This window comes from Streptomyces sp. CA-278952, from assembly GCF_028747205.1.
Classification (GTDB): domain Bacteria; phylum Actinomycetota; class Actinomycetes; order Streptomycetales; family Streptomycetaceae; genus Streptomyces.
On the sequence record NZ_CP112880.1, the window covers coordinates 4651969 to 4671372 of the forward strand.

19 protein-coding genes are annotated in these 19404 nt (G+C 71.2%); 8 read left to right on the plus strand and 11 right to left on the minus strand.

Features of this window, described 5'->3' with window-relative positions:
* Positions 1–14: 14 nt before the first annotated feature.
* The 3 genes from N7925_RS20900 to N7925_RS20910 form a co-directional block, all read right to left on the minus strand.
* Positions 15–560: a hypothetical protein gene (locus tag N7925_RS20900; RefSeq protein ID WP_265601036.1), complete on the minus strand. Its 546-nt coding sequence runs from the start codon at positions 558–560 to the stop codon at positions 15–17.
* On the minus strand, positions 560–2746 hold the full coding sequence (locus tag N7925_RS20905) for a DUF6571 family protein (protein WP_274344769.1): 2187 nt from the start codon (positions 2744–2746) through the stop codon (positions 560–562). Before N7925_RS20905 ends, N7925_RS20900 begins: the two co-directional genes overlap by 1 nt.
* A gap of 62 nt (positions 2747–2808) precedes the next feature.
* Positions 2809–3258: a hypothetical protein gene (locus N7925_RS20910; RefSeq protein WP_274344770.1), complete on the minus strand. Its 450-nt coding sequence runs from the start codon at positions 3256–3258 to the stop codon at positions 2809–2811.
* A gap of 226 nt (positions 3259–3484) precedes the next feature.
* On the opposite strand from N7925_RS20910, the gene N7925_RS20915 reads away from it, so the two are divergent.
* On the plus strand, positions 3485–4372 hold the full coding sequence (locus N7925_RS20915) for an NPP1 family protein (RefSeq protein ID WP_274344771.1): 888 nt from the start codon (positions 3485–3487) through the stop codon (positions 4370–4372).
* 76 nt (positions 4373–4448) lie between these two features.
* Here the strand turns inward: N7925_RS20915 and N7925_RS20920 are convergent, their stop codons facing one another.
* Positions 4449–5417: a GlxA family transcriptional regulator gene (locus tag N7925_RS20920; RefSeq protein ID WP_416222997.1), complete on the minus strand. Its 969-nt coding sequence runs from the start codon at positions 5415–5417 to the stop codon at positions 4449–4451.
* Positions 5418–5574: 157 nt separating this feature from the next.
* Here N7925_RS20920 and N7925_RS20925 point away from each other — a divergent pair, with 157 nt between their 5' ends.
* The gene (locus N7925_RS20925; protein WP_265601041.1) at positions 5575–6459 is read left to right on the plus strand and encodes an NAD(P)-dependent oxidoreductase; all 885 of its coding nucleotides are present in this window, start codon (positions 5575–5577) and stop codon (positions 6457–6459) included.
* Positions 6460–6572: 113 nt separating this feature from the next.
* Positions 6573–7160, plus strand: coding sequence for a maleylpyruvate isomerase N-terminal domain-containing protein (locus N7925_RS20930; protein WP_265601042.1), 588 nt, complete (start codon positions 6573–6575; stop codon positions 7158–7160).
* 19 nt (positions 7161–7179) lie between these two features.
* Here the strand turns inward: N7925_RS20930 and N7925_RS20935 are convergent, their stop codons facing one another.
* On the minus strand, positions 7180–7743 hold the full coding sequence (locus tag N7925_RS20935; RefSeq protein ID WP_265601043.1) for a TetR/AcrR family transcriptional regulator: 564 nt from the start codon (positions 7741–7743) through the stop codon (positions 7180–7182).
* Between the two features lie 74 nt (positions 7744–7817).
* Between N7925_RS20935 and N7925_RS20940 the strand changes: the two genes are divergently transcribed.
* Positions 7818–8216, plus strand: coding sequence for a hypothetical protein (locus N7925_RS20940; RefSeq protein ID WP_265601044.1), 399 nt, complete (start codon positions 7818–7820; stop codon positions 8214–8216).
* A gap of 34 nt (positions 8217–8250) precedes the next feature.
* On the opposite strand, the gene N7925_RS20945 is transcribed toward N7925_RS20940, so the two are convergent.
* Both N7925_RS20945 and N7925_RS20950 read right to left on the minus strand, forming a co-directional pair.
* Entirely contained in the window at positions 8251–8850 is a 600-nt protein-coding gene (locus tag N7925_RS20945; protein WP_274344772.1) for a hypothetical protein, read from the minus strand.
* A 279-nt stretch (positions 8851–9129) separates the two neighbouring features.
* Entirely contained in the window at positions 9130–9597 is a 468-nt protein-coding gene (locus N7925_RS20950) for a GNAT family N-acetyltransferase (protein WP_265601046.1), read from the minus strand.
* Positions 9598–9690: 93 nt separating this feature from the next.
* On the opposite strand from N7925_RS20950, the gene N7925_RS20955 reads away from it, so the two are divergent.
* The 3 genes from N7925_RS20955 to N7925_RS20965 all read left to right on the plus strand — a co-directional run bounded on the left by N7925_RS20955 (position 9691) and on the right by N7925_RS20965 (position 14007).
* Positions 9691–12102 (plus strand): tetratricopeptide repeat protein, encoded by a 2412-nt coding sequence (locus tag N7925_RS20955; protein ID WP_274344773.1) that lies wholly within the window; start codon positions 9691–9693, stop codon positions 12100–12102.
* Positions 12103–12111: 9 nt separating this feature from the next.
* Complete coding sequence (locus tag N7925_RS20960) at positions 12112–12729, plus strand: hypothetical protein (protein WP_274344774.1); 618 nt, start codon at positions 12112–12114, stop codon at positions 12727–12729.
* A gap of 162 nt (positions 12730–12891) precedes the next feature.
* Positions 12892–14007: an ADP-ribosylglycohydrolase family protein gene (locus N7925_RS20965; protein ID WP_274344775.1), complete on the plus strand. Its 1116-nt coding sequence runs from the start codon at positions 12892–12894 to the stop codon at positions 14005–14007.
* Positions 14008–14024: 17 nt separating this feature from the next.
* On the opposite strand, the gene N7925_RS20970 is transcribed toward N7925_RS20965, so the two are convergent.
* On the minus strand, positions 14025–15605 hold the full coding sequence (locus tag N7925_RS20970; RefSeq protein ID WP_265601050.1) for a sodium:solute symporter family protein: 1581 nt from the start codon (positions 15603–15605) through the stop codon (positions 14025–14027).
* A 413-nt stretch (positions 15606–16018) separates the two neighbouring features.
* The gene (locus N7925_RS20975; RefSeq protein WP_274346514.1) at positions 16019–16801 is read right to left on the minus strand and encodes an SDR family oxidoreductase; all 783 of its coding nucleotides are present in this window, start codon (positions 16799–16801) and stop codon (positions 16019–16021) included.
* Between the two features lie 108 nt (positions 16802–16909).
* On the opposite strand from N7925_RS20975, the gene N7925_RS20980 reads away from it, so the two are divergent.
* Positions 16910–17803 (plus strand): hypothetical protein, encoded by an 894-nt coding sequence (locus tag N7925_RS20980; RefSeq protein WP_265601052.1) that lies wholly within the window; start codon positions 16910–16912, stop codon positions 17801–17803.
* Between the two features lie 214 nt (positions 17804–18017).
* Here the strand turns inward: N7925_RS20980 and N7925_RS20985 are convergent, their stop codons facing one another.
* The gene (locus N7925_RS20985; RefSeq protein ID WP_265601053.1) at positions 18018–18224 is read right to left on the minus strand and encodes a DUF397 domain-containing protein; all 207 of its coding nucleotides are present in this window, start codon (positions 18222–18224) and stop codon (positions 18018–18020) included.
* A 216-nt stretch (positions 18225–18440) separates the two neighbouring features.
* A complete protein-coding gene (locus N7925_RS20990) occupies positions 18441–19298 on the minus strand; it encodes a helix-turn-helix domain-containing protein (RefSeq protein WP_265601054.1) in 858 nt (285 codons plus the stop codon).
* Positions 19299–19404: the final 106 nt, after the last annotated feature.

Consider the following 19404-nt stretch of genomic DNA (forward strand, 5'->3'; position numbering starts at 1 on the left):
TGCCCCCCGGGCCTCTACGGGCGGCAGCCCTCCGCTTCCATGATGACGGGCAAGTGGGCTTGCAGGAGCTTTTCGAGGGCCTTACGGCGTTCAGCCGTGTCCTTCGGGTGGTCCACCCCATCGATTTCCAGGATGTACTGGCTCCTCTCTCCGTTGTACGTGCACATCTGTACGGCCATCGCTCCGCGGTCCGCGATGGTGGCACCATCACCGATGCCGTCGGCCGGTGCCGGGCTGCCCAGCCGCCGCATACTCCTCTCCGTGGCCTTCAGAAGGTCGAAGTCGGCCTTGTCGATGTTGCCTCGCACGTAGAGGTGGAGATCGCCGTCCACGTACACCTGGCAGCGCGGTTGCTCCGGAGCCGAGATACCGTCGTCGACCTTCAGTGTTTCGCCTTCCGGGAGGAACGGGGCGACGAGGGCGGAGTCCACCTTCGTCCCGCACAGCTCCGAGACCTCGAACGTCTTCTGGGAGCTGCACCCCACAGCCCCGACCGCGACCGCCGCAAGTAGTGCGGCACCGCGCACGGGCGCGGTGAGGTTCTTCTTCGTGGTTCGCATCACCCTCCACCCTCCAAGCCCCTGACCCGGCTGTTCGCGTCGTAGGCGGCACCGTTGATCTCGCCGGTGAGTACGTAGCGACTGCTGCCGTGGTCGGGATTGGCCTTCATCCATGTGTCAGCGAGTGCTTGCAACTGCAGCTCTCTGCCTTCGAAGACCTTTTCGTTCTTCTGTTGCTGGATCGTGTCGATCCGCTCCTGCTCCTGCGTCTGCCATTGGTAGGCCGCCGCGTCGATACCGCGCTGGGCGATGTCACCCACCCCCGGAACGAAGTTCGCGATGCTGCCGAAACCGTGGTAGAGCCACTTCGCGTCCCACGAGGGGTCGTCCTTGTCGGTCACCAGGGCCTGGTAGCGGGCCTGTTCCAGGAAGCCGACGGTGGCGCCCGCTCGTTGCAGGGTCTCCTTGGGGTCCTTCGGGTTGTCCTCGTGGATGTCCCTGACGATTTCCCGGTTCAGGCCCTCGTTGAGCATGCCGTAGGCGTTCTGGTCGCGGGAGACCTGCTTGGAAACCTCCAGCAGCTGGTCCCTGTCCAGCAGCTTCGGGTCCTCGGGGTCATCGGCCAGCGCGCTGGCGGAGTGGTGAACCGTGTCGCCGTGGTTCGTCAGCACGATCGCCATGTCGTCCCGCATCTCGCTGGGGAAGTCGTCGCCCCGCTCCGCGAGGTACTTCAGCGAGCTGTCGAGCACCTGCCGGTGCTGTCCGGTGTGCTCGGGGGGCCGCGCGGAGCTGTCGTTCGGGTCGACCCCGGTCGCCGCCGCGACGAGGGCGTCGCCGGTCGCCTCGTAACTCGCCTTCGGGCCCTCGTAGTCGCCTGCCGACTTCCCGTACCCCATCGAGTCGGGCACCACGTCGTTGAAGGGCTCGCGGTCCTTGAGGACGTACTGCGCGTTGTCCTGGGGGTCCGTCGAGCTGAAGAAGTCGGTGGCCGCGTCGGGGTTGTGGGCCAGGGCCTTCATGAAACCGGTCATCGGGTCCGTACCCGCGTCGGCGTTGTCCCCGTAGTGGAGCTGGTCGATCTTCGCGTACGACGGGAGCCTGTCCCAGGGCAGTACGTCCTCCCGGTTCCTGCCGCCGGGGCCCGGGTCCTTGACGTCCCCGGTGTGCTCCTTCTCGTACTTGACGAGCGCGTTGCCGTAGTCGTTGAGGAACTCGCCCTCGTACTTCCCGTGGCGCATGAGGTTGCTCATGGCCTGGAAGCCGTGGACGCGGGTCTGGCTCCCGCCCTGACCGCTGCCGACGTTCTCGCCGCCGAGCCCGACCACCCGGTCCTTCCAGGACTCCATGCCCTCGCTGTTGGAGTGCGACGCGGTGGCGAGCGTGGTGCCCAGCTGCTTCTCCAGCGCGCCGAGCAGCTGCATGCGCTCCTCGCGCGCCTCCCGGGTGCCCGTGCCGCCGCCTTCCCGGTTCTCCCAGCTGTCCAGGTCCACCGCCCCGGCGAAGAACTTCAGCGTGCCCTCCGGGCCCAGACCGAGGGCCACGCGCTCGGCGAAGACGGGATCGTTGGGGTGGGCCTTCATCAGGGCGTTGAAGCGTGCCAGCTGCTCGTTGGTGAGCTGACTGGGGTCCTTCTTGCCCAGGGCGATGAGCTCGTTCGAGTCCTCGATGCTCTTCTGCGCCGAGTCGAAGCTGTTGAAGCCGTTCGACTCGAACCCGTGCTTGTCCTTCGCGTGGAAACGCAGCGCCGTGGCGGCCGTGCTGTCCGTCTCGCCCGCCGCGGTCAGGATGGTGCTGATCTCCTGGGCCACCGCGTCGATCTCGGCCTGGGTCGGTGGTTCGATCTTCGCGTTGCCGGCCGCCTGTGGTGAGGGGACGGCGGATCTGACCATGCCCTTGTCGTCCACGTAGATGTTCTTCTTGGCCGCGCGGCTCACCGCGTCGGCCAAGTCGCTCTTGTGCTTCGTCAGCTTGCTGTGCGCGCCGCTCAGAATCGTGTGCACGCTCCGGGCGACGGTGACGACGTCGTCGAACTCCCGCGCCGTGACCGTGACGAAGTCCTTGGTCACGGTCGCGTTCTGCCCCTTCCAGTCGGCCGCTTTGGCCTTGCTGTCCAGGTCCGCCGCGCTGACCTCGCCATGGCCGCCGTCCGCGACCTTGACCAGCTTGCCGACCATCGCCTGCCAATCCGCGACCGCTTCCTGAAGCTTTCCCAGCCGCAGGTCGTTGAGGTCCTGGAAGGTGACCATGATGTGTGCCCCCGTTGTCCGACGTGCTCGTTACGTGTAGTAGCCGCTGCTGGGAGTAGCCGCTACTTGTAGTAGTCGTTGATGCGCGACACGGACAGCTCGTCCCCGCCGACCGTGCGCAGGTCCGTCGCGATCTTGACCGAGTCCTTCGCGTGCTCGGCGCGGGAGTAGTCGAGATGGTTGGAGATGTGCGCGCACGCCTCCTTGAGCGTTCCCGCCTTCGTGTTCCAGGCGTCGTGGAGTTCGGTGAGGGCCGAGCCCATGTCCAGCCCGTCGTTGAACAGCTGGATGGACGCGTCGAAGGTGGTCTGCCGGGCGTGGTCGGACGCGGTGGAGAAGTGCTGCCGCAGGCTGTAGGCCGCGTTGCCGAGCGCGCCGAGCACGTTGTCGTGCACGACCAGGTTTCCGTCACCGCCGCCGCCACCGCTGCGTTCGGGGGCGACCTGGTTCAGCCGCATGGCCGCGTCCTGCTGCGCCCTTGCCTTCGCCTGCTCCCACTCGTCCCAAGCCATAGGTCCTCCGTGAAGCCGTACGTCGATTCTTCTTCCGCCCTGGGGCTGCCTGCTCCCCACGTTATCTTCGCTTCTTGATCGTTTGCTGGGTGGGCGGCGGCTGAGTGTCGGCGGGCAGGTGGGAGGCGGCCTTCCGTTTCTTTCTGTCATGACCAGGGCAACTCTTGCGGGAGTCGACCCCTGTCGCCACGTGCTGATGAGCCAGATGAGTCAGGAGCGAGAAATCATGCGAACTCCGCCGATGCCCGCAACGCCCGCCGGGAACCGCAGCGCCGACCCCCTGGGTGCGAGCATTCCGCTTCCCGTCCGCAACGTCTTCGCCGCCGGTACCGGTACAGCCCGCAAGCGCACCGCCCGCACCGCCACCGTCCTCGCCGCCGCAGGCCTCCTCGTGCTGGTCACCGCCTCCACGGCCCACGCCGACCCGCCGGGCAACCTTCCTCAGAACGCGGGCGGTTACGAACAGGCGTTCTCACCCGCCTTCGACTACGACGGCGACGGCTGCTACGCCACCCCCGCCATCGGCCCGGACGGCACCCTCGCGCCCGGGCTGAAGACGACCGGAGCGATCAACGGCAGTTGCCGGGACCAGAGGGACCTGGACAACTCCCAGACGTACGCCCGCTCGAAGTGCAACAACGGCTGGTGCGGCATCGTCTATGCGAGCTATTTCGAGAAGGACCAGGCCGTCCACGGCAGCGGGCTCGGCGGGCACCGGCACGACTTCGAACACGTGATCTCCTGGGTCAACCAAGGCTCCGACCAAGTGGATTACGTCTCGACGACGCAGCACAGCACGGTGAAGACCTACCCGCGCTCACAGGTGCGGTTCGACGGCTCGCACCCCAAGGCCGTGTACCACAAGGACGGCCCGAGCACGCACTTCTTCCGCCTCGCCAACGGCAACGACGAGCCGCCCGAGAACCACTACGGCAACTGGCGCTACCCGCCGGTCGTCGACTGGAACGGCTTTCCCAGCACGGAGTTGCGCGACAAGCTCATGAACGCCGACTTCGGGTCCGCGACCATCAAGGTCACCGACAGGGACGACCGCTTCCGCAATCTGCTCAACAACTCCAAGCCCGCCGGGATCCCGTTCGACCCCTGGGCCTGAAGCCGGCCCGGCCCGCCCGGGTCCCGGCCCGCCCGGGTCCCGGCCCGGGCGGGCCGGGCCGGCCGGGGGGCGTCCGTCACGCCAGGGGAAAGGCGCGGCGGTAGTCGCTCGGCGACACCCCGATCTGTCGGACGAAGTGGTGGCGGAGGTTGTTCGCGGTGCCGAGGCCGCTCAGCTCCCCGATCCTGGCGATCGGCAGGTCCGTCGACTCCAGCAGGCTCTGGGCCCGTCGCAGCCGCTGATTGAGCAGCCACTGCAACGGAGTCACCCCGGTGGACGCCTGGAGCCGCCGGTAGAGGGTGCGCGGGCTCATCGCGGCCCGCTGGGCCAGATCCTCCACCGTCAGCGGCTGGTCGAGGTGCGCCCGGGCCCAGTCCAGCACGGGCGCCAGGCCCCGGTCGTCGGTGGCGGGCACGGGCTGGTCGATGAACTGCGCCTGCCCACCGGGGCGGTGGGCGGGCACCACCATCCGGCGGGCCAGTTGGTTGGCCACGTGCGCGCCGAGGTCGCGGCGTACGAGGTGGAGGCAGAGGTCGAGTCCGGCGGTCAGCCCGGCGCTGGTCAGGACGGAGCCGTCGTCCACGTACAGCACCGAGTCGTCGACCCGCACCTTCGGGTAGCGGTCGGCCAGTTGAGCCGTGTGCATCCAATGGGCGGTGGCGCGCCGGCCGTCGAGGATGCCCGCCTCGGCGAGGGCGAAGGCGCCCGTGCACAGGGAGACCATGCGGGCGCCGGCGTCGTGGGCGAGGCGCAGGGCCGTGATCAGAGCCGGGTCCAGCGGCCGGCCCTCGTCGACACAGGGGTCGGGCACCGAGGGCACGATGACGGTGTCGGCTCCGACGAGGTCGGCGAGGCCGTAGCGGGTGTGCAGGGAGAGTCCGGCGCCGTTCGCGGGAGCGTCCGCAGCGGGCTCACGCGTGGAGCACAGCCGCAGGTCGTACCAGGGATCCGCCAGGTCGGGCTGCGGCTTCCCGAACACCGTGCAGGGGATGCTCAGTTCGTAGAGGTCCCAGGAGGGAAGGTGGATTTCCTCGGTCACGACCACGGCGACAGAACCAGCGCTCATACGGTGCAGCGTATGGCAGGAATTTGGTGGTTGCCGTCACTGCTGTCACTTCTCCCGCCCTTCTCCTGCTGCGAGCGTGGTGGTCACGTGATCAACCGGCCCAGGCGTGGGCAGACGGACAGGGAGTTGTCGAGGCATGGGTACCGAGCGTTCGGCCGTGACGGTCATCGGGCTGGGTCAGATGGGATCGGCGCTGGCCGCCACCCTGCTGGAGCGGGGCCACCCGACCACCGTGTGGAACCGTTCGGCGCACAAGGCGCGGGCGCTGGTCGAGCGAGGCGCCCGGCTCGCCGCGACCCCCGGGGAGGCCGTCGCGGCGAGCCCGCTGATCATCGTGTGCGTACTGGACTACGACGCGCTGCACGCCACTCTCGACCCCGTCGCGGGCGACCTGGCGGGCACCTCCCTGGTCAATCTCACCTCCGGGTCGCCCGAGCAGGCCCAGGAAGCCGCCGAGTGGGCCCGATCGCACTCCGCGGACTACCTCGACGGCGCGATCATGACCACTCCGCCGGGGGTCGGCAGCCCCGAGATGATGTTCCTCTACAGCGGTTCGCGCACCGTCCTCGAAGCCCACCGCCCGACCCTGGCGGCCCTGGGCGACCCCCTGCACCTGGGCGCCGAGCCGGGTCTGGCCTCCCTCTACGACGCCGCGCTGCTCGGCCTGATGTGGTCCACCATGACCGGCTGGCTGCACGGCACCGCCCTGGTCGGCGCGGAGAAGATCGAGGCCACGGCCTTCACCCCGGTCGCGATCCGCTGGCTGAGCGCCGTGACGGGGTTCCTCACCACGTACGCCGCCCAGGTCGACGCCGGCCGCTACCCGGGCGACGACGCCACCGTCGACGTACAGATCGCGACCATCGATCACCTCCTGCACGCCGCGGCGGAGCGGGGTCTCGACAACGCTCTGCCCGAACTCCTCAAGGCCACCATGGAACGCGCACGGGACGCGGGCCACGGCTCCGACAGCTACGCGAGCGTCATCGAGGTCCTGACGAAGAGGGCGGCCGGCGCATGACAGTGACCCGTTCGACCGGCGCATCTCCTGCTCCGCCCCCGGCGGTGTCTCCGGACCCGATGGTGTCTCCGGACCCGATGGTGTCTCCGGCCCCGGCGGTGTCTCCGGACCCGATGGCTCGTGCCCCGCGATGGGCGGACCTGCTCGCGTCCGCCACCGACGACAGCCTGGCCGCCCTGGAGGAGGCGGCCGGGCGGGACTGGTCGCGCCCCGCCCACGGCCTCGACTGGACCTGCCGCCAGACCCTGGACCACCTTGCCCTCGGCCTGACCGGTTACGCGGGCCTGCTCATCGCCCGCCCCACCGACCGCTACATCACGCTCTTCGCCTCCCTCGACCCCGAGGCCCCCGTCGCCGACTGCCTGGACGGCCTCCGTATCGCCTCGGCCCTCGCCGGCTCCACCATCCGCGACACGGCGCCGGATGTACGGGCCTGGCACCCCTGGGGTCACTCCGACGCCATCGGCTTCGCCGCCATGGCGATGACCGAACTCACCCTCCACACCTACGACATCACCCGCGCCCTGGGCACCTCCTGGACCCCGCCCGGCCCCACCAGCGCCGCCGTTCTGGCCCGCCTCTTCCCCGGCGCGCCCTCGGGGCACCTCCCGTCCGACACGCTGCTGTGGTGCACGGGCCGGGCCGCGCTCCCCGGGCTGCCCCGGCGCGCGGAGTGGCAGTGGGACGGCACCGTGCGCTGACAGCGGGCCGTGGTTGAGGTCATGGATGCGGGCGGTACTCCTCGTCGTGCCGGGGCAGGCCGCGCAGCAGGGTGCCCAGGTAGAGGGCGAACGGCGGCTCGGCCGGGGCGTCGCCCGCTGCAGCCAGCCAACGGACCACGCCGAGGCCGAACAGGGCCCAGTTCTGCTCGGCCTGCCGGATGTCCGCGCCGCCCGCGCGGAACGCGGCGACGGCCTTGTCGTGCAGCCGCTCGAAGGACGCGAGGTGGTGGCGGTGCGGGCGGGCCACATGGGCGGCGTATCCGGGTACCGCCAGGAACTCGTCGTGCATCGCCCACGCCAGCCGCTCCAGCCAGTCGAGCCAGGTCCCGGCGTCGGGCTCGTCCTCGGGGAGCACCCGGCCGACCATGACCTCGCTGACGAGATCCAGCACGCCGTCGCGATCGGGCACCCACCGGTACAGCGACGAGTGCGAGACCCCGAGCCTCGTCGCGAGCTCCCGCATGGTGAGCGTCTCCACGTCCCCTTGCAAGGCGGCTTCGGCGATCCGCTCCCGGCTCAGCCGCGGCGGCCGACCGGGCCCGTTCTTTCCGGTGCTGTTCATCGGGGCAAGCGTACGCAGCGGGGGATGGGGGCTCATTAGTGACCAGTGGTCGCTAAAGCTGTTATCGTCGGCTGATGGGCATGCAAGGAGCAGCACGGGCACCACGGGAGATCGACACCTCGGGGCTGCCCATGGACCAGGCGCAAGCGCTCGTCCTCGACGAACTGCGCGCTCTCACGGAGCGCGCCGAGCCGTTCGCGGCGATCCTCCTGATGCCCGCACCGCCGGACGGGCGCACTCCCGTGACGTCGCCATCCGGTAGGTCCACCGCCGACCGCGTCCGCACTTTGAAGCTGATCCGGCCCGGCCTCACGGCGCACTGCCGGGGCCTCGCCTTCGTGGCGCCGGCGGACATCCCGGCGGAGCGCGCGGCATCGATGCACAGCGGTGAGCAGCTGTGGGGCTGCCCGACGATGGCCACGCAGGACGTGACGGCCGCCCGCGCCTGGGCCGGGGCGCGGGTCGGGGACTGACGAGGACGGCTCGGGCCCGGAGTGGCCTGGGGGCTCAGCCCAGGGTGGTTTGGAAGTAGGACGTTTCCCGGTAGCCGGCGTCCGGAGGGGTGACCTCGACCGTGACCGGGGTGCCCTTCCGGGCCGGCTTCAAGCGAATCGGGACGGTGCGCTCCTCGCCCTCGGGGAGGGGCGGGACGAGGGCGGCGGCGGACTTCTCCGAGTTCAGCCGGGTCAGGCTGTAGACGCCGGCGTCGTCGCCGGCGGATTCGCCGGCCCGGACGACGAGGAGCGGGGGAAACGAGTCACCGTTGAGGCGCAGTTCCTCGTCGGTGCCGTTCTTGAAGGTCACGGTGAGGCTGTAGGTGCCGTCGCCATGGGGCTCGGGGCGGCTGATGGTGACCCACAGGCCGTCCTCGTACCGGGCCGTCATGCCGGGGCCGAGCGGTTGGGACACGCTGCCCGAGAGGCCGGGCTGCTCCATCTGACCGTCGCCGTCGAGGCTCTTCTCGAAATCCGCGACCGCGGCGGCTCCCAGCATGATCAGCACGAAGAAGGCGACCACAGCGATCGCGCAGCCGTAGAACCACCGCGAGCTGTCGGCGGGTGAGGAATCCGTGGCTGACGTGTCTGCTGCGGTCGCTTCCGTGTCCATGTGCGCCACGCTAGGCGGCGGCCGGGGCGGGATCATGAGCGCCGGTACTCAGGGGGCGGTTGAGTAGGCGCGAGGACCCGCGCCACAACCCCGGGAGGGCTGGGGGGCGGGCCCTGCGGTGTACGGCGGTGAGGGTCAGCGCTCGGCCGTGAACTCCACGAAGGCCGCCCACGCGGGAGCGGCGACGAGGAGTACGGGGCCGGCGGGGCCTTGCTGTCGCGTACGGGGATCAGGCCGGGGTAGCCGTCGGCCACCTCGATGACGGTGGGCCGGTCAGGGTCACGCGGCGTCGAGCGGCAGAACTCGATGGAAGACGGCCATGGTCCGGCCGGGACCGTCGTAGTCGTCGACGATCTTCGTGTCGAAGCCGAGGCTGCGGTGGAAGGCGATCGAGCCGGTGTTCTCGATTGACGTGATCGCCTTCAACTGCCGTGCACCCTGACGTTCCGCTGCCTCGGCGAACGCCCCGTACAGGCGACGCCCGAGGCCGGTGCCGCGGGCGTCGTTCCGCGTGGCGATCAGATGCACGTACCCGGTGGCGTTCGGGGTGACGAACCCGAAGACGTACCCACGGATTCCGTCCTCGGCTCGGGCAACCAGGCAGGTTGAACCGAACTCCTGCACCAGCGCCAGAAGGTGCAGCGACCGAAGGTCGCGCTCGCCCCAGTAGCGGGGATGATCAGCCAGGACCTGGTGGAAGTCGGCCATCCCGGCCGACGTGATCTGTATGCCCATGGTGCCGATCATGGCAGGCGCCTTGACCGTTGCAGGCGAGGGTCCGTGCGGGCTGGGCGAGTGCCGCGACTCCCGGCCGCCCCGGTCCGCTGACAGACTGGCCCCATGCATCCGCCGAGCCCCCGCCGCCTCTCCCTCCAGCAGATCATCGAGGGTCAGCGCCGCGCCGCCTTCGTCGGGCGGGAGACCGAACTCGGCCTGTACCGGGCCAATTTCGCGCGGCCGCCCGAGGACCCCCGGCACCGGTTCGTCTTCCATGTCCGGGGCAACGCCGGGGTCGGCAAGACCTCGCTCGTACGGGAATGGCTCGAGGTGGCAGGGGAGTTCGGAGCGCTGACCGCGTCGGTCGACGAGAGCGCCGACTCCGTGCCGGACGTACTCGCGGACGTCGCCGCGCAGTTCGCCGAGCAGGGGTACCCCCTCAAGGCGCTGGACCGGCTGCTCGCCACCTACCGGCGCGCGCGCCACGACGCGGCCGGCCGGCTCGCGGCGGACAGCGGGACGCCGGCCGGGGCCCCTTCCCCCGGGGCGCTCGCCGCCGCGCAGGCCGGGCTGATCGCGGCCGGGGCGATACCCGTCGTCGGGGCGCTCGCCGGAGGCATCGACCCGGCGGTCGTGGCGCGGGGCGCGGGCGGCCTGCGGGCGGTCTTCGGGGGCCGGGCCCGGCAGCAGGAGGAGGCCTTGCTGCTGGCGGAACCGGTACGGGTCCTCACCCCGGTCTTCGTCGCCGAGCTGGACCGGGTCGCGGACACCGTGCCCTGGATCGCCCTCTTCCTGGACACCTACGAGCGCACCGCACCCCAACTGGACCGGTGGCTGGCGGACCTGCTGACCCCCGGGCGGTACGGCGACCTGCCCGCCAACCTCGTCCTCACCCTGGCCGGTCAGCGCCGCCTCGACCCCGTCCACTGGGGCGACCGGGGCCGGCTGGTCGCCGACGTACCGCTCGGGCCGTTCACGGAGGCCGAGTCGCGCCAACTCCTTCACGGGCGGGGGGTGGTGGCGGAGTCCGTCGTACGGGAGGTGCTGCGGCTCTCCGGCGGGCTGCCCGTCCTGGTCTCCACGCTCGCCGCCAACCCCGGGGCGGCCGGAGAGGCGAACGCCACCGCCGTCGAACGCTTCCTGGCGGGGGAGAGCGACCCGGCCCGCCGGGCCGCGGCGCTCGCCTGTGCACTGCCGCGCCGGTTCGACGAGGACCTGGTCGCCGTCGCCGTGGCCGCCCCGCGGAACGGGCCGCACGCCGTGCCCGATCTCTACGACTGGCTGCACGAGCTGCCGTTCGTCGCCGAGCGGCACTCCGGCCACTCCCGCTACCACGCGGTCGTCCGGGCTCCGATGCTCCGCCTCCAGCGCACCGGGTCGCCGCGGCGCTGGAAGGCGGCGCACGACCGGCTGGCCGAGGCCTTCGCCGCCCGGCGGGACGCGGCGGCCGAGGGCATCGACCCGGGACGCCTCTGGGCCGAACAGCCCTGGCGCCGGGCGGCCCTGGACGTGCTCTACCACCGGCTCTGCGCCCGCCCCCGCACCGCGCTGCCCGAGGCCCTGCGCGCCGGGATCGAGCTGTGCGGGCAGGCGCCGGCCCGCGCCCGCCACTGGGCCCGGACCCTCGCGGAGGCGGGCGAGGACGCCGACAACGCCGTACTGCGCGACTGGGGCCGGGACCTGCTGGCCGCCATAACGGACCACGGGCCCCGGCCCACCGCCGCCCTGGGCCTCCTGCTGACCCGGGCCGAGCTGACCGACACGGACCGGGCCGCCGCCCTCGTGGTGCGGGCCTGGCACCGCTTCCGCGTCGGGGAGCTGGACGCCGCGCTGTCCGACCACGGGCGGGCGATCGCCGTGGACCCGCGCAGCGAACGCGCCCACCAGGGCCGGGCGGTGATCCTGCGCTCGCTCGGCCGCTACGAGGAGGCCCTCGCCGATCTGGACCGGGCCGAGGAGATCGCGCCCTCCTGGGCCTGGGCGGTCCGTGAGCGGGGGGAGACCTACCGGCGGATGGGCCGGCTGGAGGAGGCCCTGACCGTCCTGGACCGGGCGCACGCCCTCGACCCGTCGGACGCCGTGCCGCTGGGCAGCCGGGGCCTGGTCCGCCACGCGTTGGGCCGGCACGAGGAGGCGCTCGACGACTTCGACCGGGCGATCGCGCTGTGGCCGGAGTACGCATGGGCGCTGGTGCGGCGGGCCCGGGTCCGCACCGTCCTGGGCGATCCGGTGGGCGCCCTCGCCGACCTGGACCGGGCCGAGGAGCTGTCCCCCGGTCTGGCCGGGACGGAGGGGGAGCGGGGCGAGGTGTACCGGGCGACGGGGCGGCCCGAGCAGGCCGTCGCCTGCTACGGCCGGGCCCTGCTCCTGGACCCCGACTACGCCTGGGCGCACGGCAGCAGGGCCCTCGCGCTGGAGGCGCTCGGCCGGACCCCGGAGGCACTCGCGGACCTCGACCGGGCGTTGGAGCTGGACCCGGACTACGCGTGGGCGCGGGCCCAGCGGGAGCGGCTGGGGGCGGTGGCCGGGTCGTAGGGTCGGAGGATGCGCGATGTGCGGGTGGTGCTGATCGGCGGGACCTCGAACACCGGGAAGTCGACGGTCGCCGAGGCGGTGGCGGAGCGGCTCAATTTCGAGCACCGCTCCACGGACGGCCTGGCCCGGCACCCCGGACGGCCCTGGCGCACCCCCGAGCACGAGGTGCCGCCGCATGTCGCCGAGCACTACGGCACGCTGACCACCGACGAACTCCTCGCCTCCGTCCTCGACCACTACGAACGGCTCCGGCCGCGCATCGAGGAGCTGATCACCGACCGTGCGGGGGCCGGGGCTCCCGGCCTGGTCCTCGAGGGCTCGGCGCTCTGGCCCGCGTGGGTCGCCCGGCTGACGGTTCCCCGTACGACCGCCGTATGGCTCACCGCCGACGACACGGTCGTACGGGACCGGGTGCGGTCGGCGGGACGCTACGAGGAGGCGACGGACGCGGAACGGCACCTCATGGGCCGGTTCCTGGCCCGTACCGTCCGCTTTCAGGCGCTGATGCTGGACGCCGTGCAGGCGCAGGGCCTGGCCCGGGTCGACACGGGCGGCGGACGCACGGTCGAGGAGCTGGCCGATGCCGTGCTGGCGGCCGCGGCGGCCCAGGCGCGCCCCGGCCGCTGATCCCCGCGCCGGCCCAAAAACGACCTGCCGGACGTCCGTCGTCATACCCGTACGTACCCGGGTCGGCCCCCTCTACCGACCGTTCCCGTTCGATTACAGTGCTTGCGCGGTCGCCCGCGGAGGCCCGCGCGGGCGCGTACGTGGTGACGGGGAGGGTGCGGGGTGAGCACAGGGACCACGGCGGTCTGGGGCCGGGCCGAGCAGCAGGACTTCCGCAGCCGGGTCCGCGGGGCCCTGCTCGGCGGGGCCGTCGGGGACGCGCTCGGGGCCGGGGTCAGCGGGTTGGTGCTGGAGGAGATCCGCGCCGCCCACGGTGTCGAGGGGGTCGTCGACTACGTCCCCGTGCACGGCAGGCGCGGCGCCGTCACCGCTCTCACCCAGCTCACCCTGTTCACCGTCGACGGGCTGATCCGCGCCCAGGTCCGCCGTGACACCGGGGCCTGGCACCCGCCCACCGATGTGCACCGGGCCCATCTGCGCTGGGCCGCCACCCAGCACGACTGGGGGCCGGACGAGCGGCGCGAGGACAACGGCTGGCTGGCCGCCGAGGAGTGGCTCTACGCCCGCCGCGAGCCGGCCCGGGAATGCCTGGGCGGTTTCGGCGACCCTGTCATGGGCACCCTCGACCGGCCGAAGAACCCCACCGCCCGGGACGCGGGCGCCCTCACCCGGTCCGCGCCGTTCGGGCTCCTGGTGGGCTGGGAGCCGGGGCTCGTGCTCCAGTTGGCCGTCGAGTGCGCGGCCCAGTCGCACGGGCACCCCGCCGCCCAGCTGGCCGCCGGAGCCTTCGCCGTACTCGTACACGGTCTCGCGCGCGGCGAGAGCCTGGACGGGGCCGTGCAGCACGTGCTGGCCCTGCTCGCCGAGCGCCCCGGCCACGAGCCGGTGACCGAGGCCCTGCGGCAGGCCCTCGGCTCTGTGCGGCAGGGCATCCCGGGCCCGGCCCTGATCGAGACGCTGGGCGCGAGCGATGCCGCCGAGGAGGTCCTCGCCGTCGCCGTGTACTGCGCGCTGGTCAGCGAGGACGTCCGGCACGGGCTGCGGCTCGCGGTGAACCACAGCGGCCCCTCCCGCGCCACCGGGTCGGTCTGCGGGGCGCTGCTCGGGGCGCTGCACGGCGAGACCGCGCTGCCGCCGGCCTGGCTCGTGGAGTTGGAGGGGCGGGCCACGCTCCTCGAACTGGCCGACGACTTCGCGATGGAGATGACCCAGGGCCCCGCCCTGCACAGTCCGGCCGCCGTCGCCCCGGGCTGGCTGGCCCGCTACCCGCGCGGCTGAGGGGCGGGGCAGGCCGACTACCCGCGCGGCCGAGGGGCGGGGGCCGGGCCTCCGTCCTGGGCGGGGATCACGGCGGCCGTCGCCGTACCGTCCCCGTCGTCGTCCCCGTCCCCCTCGTTGATCCGGGTCAGCAGCGCGTCGCGCTCCGGGGTGTCCTCCGGCTTCAGGTAGCCGATCAAAATGTAGAGCACGAGCGAGACGGCGAGCGGCACGGACACCTGGTACTGGAGCGGCACCCCGCCCTCGACGGCCCAGTGGATCGGGTAGTTGACCAGCCAGAAGGCGAACAGGCCCGAGGCCCAGCTGACCAGCGCCGCCGTCGGCCCGGACTTCCGGAACGGGCGCAGCAGGCCCAGCATGAACGGGATCGCGATCGGGCCCATCAGCCCGGCGACCCACTTGATCACGACGGTGATGATGTCCTTGAACGCGGGGGAGTTGATCTGCGTCGCGATGGCCATCGACAGCGCGAGGAAGGCCACGGTGGTCCAGCGGGCCGCGATCAGCCCGGCACGCTCGTTCCAGCCGCGCGCCGCCTTCGAGAGCGTCGGGGCGATGTCCCGGGTGAAGACGGCCGCGATGGCGTTGGCGTCGGAGGAGCACATGGCCATCGTGTGGGAGAAGAAGCCGACGATGACCAGGCCCAACAGGCCGTGGGGCAGCAGCTGTTCGGTCATCAGGGCGTAGCTGTCGGAGGCGTCCGGCTTCTGCGCGTCGACCAGCAGCGGGGCGACCCACATCGGGAAGAACAGCACCAGCGGCCAGACGAACCACAGGATCGCCGACAGCCGTGCGGACCGGGTGGCGGAGGCGGCCGAGTCGGTCGCCATGTACCGCTGGGCCTGGTTCCACATGCCGCCGTTGTACTCGAACGTCTTGATGAACAGGAACGCCATCAGGAACGTCACCGTGTACGGGCCGGCGGTCGGGTCCGCGTGTCCTTCCGGGAGATCGTCCCAGACCGTCCACAGGGTGGCGAAGCCGTCGAGCTCGCTCATCACGGCGAACAGCATCGCCAGCCCGGCGAACAACTGGATGATGAACTGGCCCAGTTCGGTGAGGGCGTCCGCCCACAACCCGCCGACGGTGCAGTAGATCCCGGTGACGACCCCGGTGATCAGAATGCCCTCGGTGATGGAGAGGCCGGTGAAGACGGACAACAGGGTCGCGATGGCGGCCCACTTGGCGCCGACGTCCACGATCTTCAGCAGCAGCCCCGACCAGGCGAGCGCCTGCTGGGTCTGGATGTTGTAGCGGTTCTTGAGGTACTCCAGCGGCGAGGCGACGTGGAGCCGCGAGCGCAGCCGGTTCAGCCGGGGCGCGAAGAGCTTCGCGCCGATGAAGATGCCGATGGCGATGGGCAGTGACCAGGTCACGAAGGACGTGATCCCGTACTGGTACGCGATGCCGGCGTAGCCGGTGAACATCACCGCGCTGTAGCCGGACATGTGGTGCGAGATGCCCGACAGCCACCACGGCATCTTGCCGCCGGCGGTGAAGAAGTCGCTGACGTTGTCCACGCGCTTGTGCGACCAGAGCCCGATCGCGACCATCACGCCGAAGTAGCCGATGAGTACAGCCCAGTCGAGACTGTTCATGTCCCCCTCCAGGGGTCCGCCTTGTGAACGGGAGCGCACTTCGTCGGTACGGCCGTTCAGCGGCGTCCCCTTGCGGGAGCGGGGACTTCGGGGATTGAACCCCCTGTGAGGGTACTCGGTCAAGACTGAAGGCCAGTCATGGATGTGAACGTAGGTCAGCAAGGCGAACGATTTTACTTGTTCTTGACCTTGTGGGGCGTTGTCGCGAACGTGACCACGGCCACACGATGGGCGGGCACTTCGTCAGGCTGTACAGAGAAGATCAGGGAGTACGCGGCAACGCGCGAAGGCCGCACGGGATGCGGGTCCCGTGCGGCCGAGAAGTCGAGAGGGAGGGCGCCTCGGGTGCGAGGAGACGAGGAGACGAGGAGGGCGGGGTCCGGGGCGTCCGTGCGCGCTGGGTGGCGCGTGCGTCAGCGCATCAGCTCGCCCGCGTTGACCAGCAGTGACTGGCCGGTGATCGCCCGGGCCCGGTCGGAGGCCAGGAAGGCGACCGCGTCCGCCACATCCCCGTCCGTGGCCAGCTCCGGCAGCGCCATCCGCTCGGTGAGCCGGGCCAGCACCTCGGACTCCGGTACGCCCTCGGAGCCCGCGGTGAGCTGGACGTACGCCTGTACCGGCGGCCCCCACATCCAGCCCGGCAGCACCGTGTTGACCCGGATCCGGTACGGGCCCAGCTCCCGGGCGAGCGAGTACATCGCCGAGGTGAGCGCCCCCTTGGACGCCGCGTACGCCGCCTGCCACACCTGGGAGGGTGCGGCCACCGCGGACTGCGTACCGATCACCACCACCGAGCCGCCCCGCTCCTTGAGGGCGGGCAGGCAGGCCCGGGTCATCCGCAGCGTGCCCAGGAGGTTCACGTCGATGACCGACTGCCACGTGGTGAAGTCCGCGTCCTGGAGCCCGCCGAAGTAGCTGTCCCAGGCGGCGACATGGACCACCGCGTCGATTCCCCCGAACCGCTCCACCGCCAGGGCCGCCAGCGCCTCGCACCGCGCCTCGTCCGTGATGTCGGTCGACAGGTGGGCCGTGTGCCGGCCCTCGGGGTCGATCTCCGCCGCCGACCTGGCCAGGTTCGCCGCCGTGCGCGCCCCGAGCACCGCACGCCCGCCGTCCCGGACGACGCTCGAAGCGACCCGGTGCCCGAGCCCCGGTCCGACGCCCGACACGATGACGGTCTTCCCCGCGAGCAACATCGGCGCCTCCCGGCCCTGGCAGTTCATCTGACGGGCCGTCAGAGTAGGGGGATGCGGGAGCCGATGGAAGAGGGCGGAAGAGAACGGAAGAGGAAGGCGGGCAGGGTGATGGCCGATGGCGGCGGTACGGGGAGCAGCGGCAGGGGGAGTGGTGGCACGGGGAGCGGCGGCGGTACGGGGAGCGCGCGGTACGCGGAGCTGGCGGGGGCGGGTCCGTACGGGGTGCGCCCGGGGCACGCCCTGATCACCATGGTCGAGCCGCATCCGGGCCATGAGTACGCGTACAACCGCTGGTACGAGGACGACCACTACTACGCGGGTGCGACGGCGATGCCGTGGATGTTCGCCGGGCGGCGCTGGGTGGCCACCAAGGACCTCCAGGAGCTGCGGTACCCGGAGGAGTCGGCGGTGGCCCGGCCGGTCGGCGCGGGGTGCTACCTGTCGACGTACTGGGTGACCGAGGGGCGCTACGACGACCACATGAAGTGGACCGTCGCCATCAACCAGCGGCTGAACCGGGACGGCCGGGTCTACCAGGAGCGGACCCACGTGTTCACGGCCTTCCAGGACCACGAGGCCACCGTCTACCGCGACGGGGCCGCCGGCCCCCGGGACTTCCACGCGCTCGACCACCCGTACGCGGGCCTCGTCCTCCAGGTCGTCGACGCGCAGGGGCCCGAACAGCGGGCGGAGCTGCTGGAATGGCTGCGCTCGCGCCATCTCCCGAAGCGGCTGAAGGGGTCGCCCGCGGCCATGGTCACGGTGTTCCGGCCGACGCCCCTGCCCGGCGACCGGATGACGTACGTGAAGCAGGTCGAGGGGGTCGACACCCGGCTGACGCTGCTGTGGTTCCTCCAGGAGGATCCGCGGAGTCGCTGGGAGGAATGCTTCACCGGCCTGGACGCGGCGGTCGCGGAGACGGGTCTCGGGCGGGTCGAGCTGGTCGCGCCGTTCGTGCCGACCGTGCCGGGGACGGACCGGTACGTCGACCGGCTGCGGTGACGCCGCGGAACGGCCCCGGATCGTGCCGAGCCCCCTCGGCCAGGACGGCGAACCGGTCGAGAGGGCTCCATCAGGTGGTGCGGTGCTGCGGTGGTGCGTGGTGCGGTGCTGCGGTGTTGAGAGGTGCTGCGGTGTTGAGAGGTGGTGCGGTGTTGCGTGGTGGTGCGGTGTTGCGTGGTGGTGCGGTGTTGCGTGGTGGTGCGGTCGTGCGAGGTCAGGCGTTGACCGTGCCCGTGGCGACGTCGCGCACGAAGGTGTTCCACGCACCGGGGACGAAGGTGAGCGAGGGGCCCTCGGGGGCCTTCGAGTCACGTACGGCGATGGACAGCGCGACCGGGGACTTGACCTCGACGCACGCGCCGTTGCCCCCGGAGTACGACGACTTCGTCCACTTGTCCGTAGCACCCTGAAGAATTGCCATGTTCACTCCGGTTCAGAGAGTTGGGTGGGTCGCACCAACCTGATTCCGATTGGCGTGATCGACGCTACTCGCCAAGCCCCGCCCATGAGATGGCCGTTCACTCGTCCGGATGGTCTTTCTCCGGTAAGCCTTCCGTGGCGCGTGGGCGGCGGTGTATCATCCCGCCGCCCACTCACTCCCTGAATGGCTTATCCACGACGCGTCGGCTCCGACGCGTCAACTCGTGTACGACTTCGCGATCTTGCTGATGAACTCCCGGGTCTGCTCCACGTTCAGCGCCTGCGCCCGCAGGTGTTCGTACATCACGCTGTAGCGCTGCACGTCGTTCGCCTTCTCCAGGTAGAGATCGCTCGTGACGCCCTCGATGTAGACGACGCTGGAGTCCGCGGCGTCCGGGAACTCCAGGATCGCGTACTGGCCGTTGATGCCCGGGTGCGCGCCCATGTCGAACGGCAGGACCTGCACGGTGACGTGCGGCAGGTGGGACTGCTCGACGAGGTGCTCCAGCTGCTCGATCATCACCTGCTTGTCGCCGACCACCCGGCGCAGAGCCGACTCGTCGATCACGGCCCACAGCCGCAGCGGGTTCTCCGGCGCGTTGACCCGGTCCTGCCGTCGCGACCGTACGTTGACCCGCTTCTCGATGTCCGAAGCAGGGGCCTCGGGCAGCGCGCCGCTGATCAACGCCTCGGCGTACGCCCGGGTCTGGAGCAGGCCCGGGACCATCTGGGGCTCGTAGACCCGCAGCGACTCCGCGTCGGTCTCCAGACCGATGTAGACGCTGTACGGGATGTCGCCGAAGGCGTGCCACCAGCCCTGCTGACGGGAGTCCTTCGCCATCTGCATCAGCGAGTCGACGATGCGGTGGTCCTCGACCTCGTACACCCCGCAGAGGTCGCGTACATCGCGCTGGCTGATGGACCGGCGGCCGTTCTCCAGGCGGCTGATCTTCGACTGCGAGACCAGCAGCCGCTCCGCCACTTCTTCGGCCGTCATGCCTTTGAGTTCGCGCAGGCGGCGCAATTCCTGGCCCAGCCTGCGTCGCCTGACAGTGGGATTGACGTTGGACGGCACGGAAACGGCACCTCCGGCTATGTAGCTGTGCGTATCTACTGCTCAGCAGATTGCCACCCCTTGCCCCGGCCGCGCTGGGAAACGGCCACACGCGGGGCGCGGGGGC

What these genes read in the sequence shown, in the direction of transcription:
- N7925_RS20930 (WP_265601042.1), top strand. Translation starts at nt 6,573, where the DNA reads ATGGCTCGTGCCCCGCGATGGGCGGACCTGCTCGCGTCCGCCACCGAC.
- N7925_RS20925 (WP_265601041.1), top strand. Translation starts at nt 5,575, where the DNA reads ATGGGTACCGAGCGTTCGGCCGTGACGGTCATCGGGCTGGGTCAGATG.
- N7925_RS20905 (WP_274344769.1), bottom strand. Translation starts at nt 2,746, where the DNA reads ATGGTCACCTTCCAGGACCTCAACGACCTGCGGCTGGGAAAGCTTCAG.
- N7925_RS20900 (WP_265601036.1), bottom strand. Translation starts at nt 560, where the DNA reads ATGCGAACCACGAAGAAGAACCTCACCGCGCCCGTGCGCGGTGCCGCA.
- N7925_RS20950 (WP_265601046.1), bottom strand. Translation starts at nt 9,597, where the DNA reads ATGATCGGCACCATGGGCATACAGATCACGTCGGCCGGGATGGCCGAC.
- N7925_RS20940 (WP_265601044.1), top strand. Translation starts at nt 7,818, where the DNA reads ATGGGCATGCAAGGAGCAGCACGGGCACCACGGGAGATCGACACCTCG.
- N7925_RS20935 (WP_265601043.1), bottom strand. Translation starts at nt 7,743, where the DNA reads ATGAACAGCACCGGAAAGAACGGGCCCGGTCGGCCGCCGCGGCTGAGC.
- N7925_RS20960 (WP_274344774.1), top strand. Translation starts at nt 12,112, where the DNA reads ATGCGCGATGTGCGGGTGGTGCTGATCGGCGGGACCTCGAACACCGGG.
- N7925_RS20970 (WP_265601050.1), bottom strand. Translation starts at nt 15,605, where the DNA reads ATGAACAGTCTCGACTGGGCTGTACTCATCGGCTACTTCGGCGTGATG.
- N7925_RS20955 (WP_274344773.1), top strand. Translation starts at nt 9,691, where the DNA reads ATGCATCCGCCGAGCCCCCGCCGCCTCTCCCTCCAGCAGATCATCGAG.
- N7925_RS20980 (WP_265601052.1), top strand. Translation starts at nt 16,910, where the DNA reads ATGGCCGATGGCGGCGGTACGGGGAGCAGCGGCAGGGGGAGTGGTGGC.
- N7925_RS20910 (WP_274344770.1), bottom strand. Translation starts at nt 3,258, where the DNA reads ATGGCTTGGGACGAGTGGGAGCAGGCGAAGGCAAGGGCGCAGCAGGAC.
- N7925_RS20975 (WP_274346514.1), bottom strand. Translation starts at nt 16,801, where the DNA reads ATGTTGCTCGCGGGGAAGACCGTCATCGTGTCGGGCGTCGGACCGGGG.
- N7925_RS20915 (WP_274344771.1), top strand. Translation starts at nt 3,485, where the DNA reads ATGCGAACTCCGCCGATGCCCGCAACGCCCGCCGGGAACCGCAGCGCC.
- N7925_RS20945 (WP_274344772.1), bottom strand. Translation starts at nt 8,850, where the DNA reads ATGGACACGGAAGCGACCGCAGCAGACACGTCAGCCACGGATTCCTCA.
- N7925_RS20985 (WP_265601053.1), bottom strand. Translation starts at nt 18,224, where the DNA reads ATGGCAATTCTTCAGGGTGCTACGGACAAGTGGACGAAGTCGTCGTAC.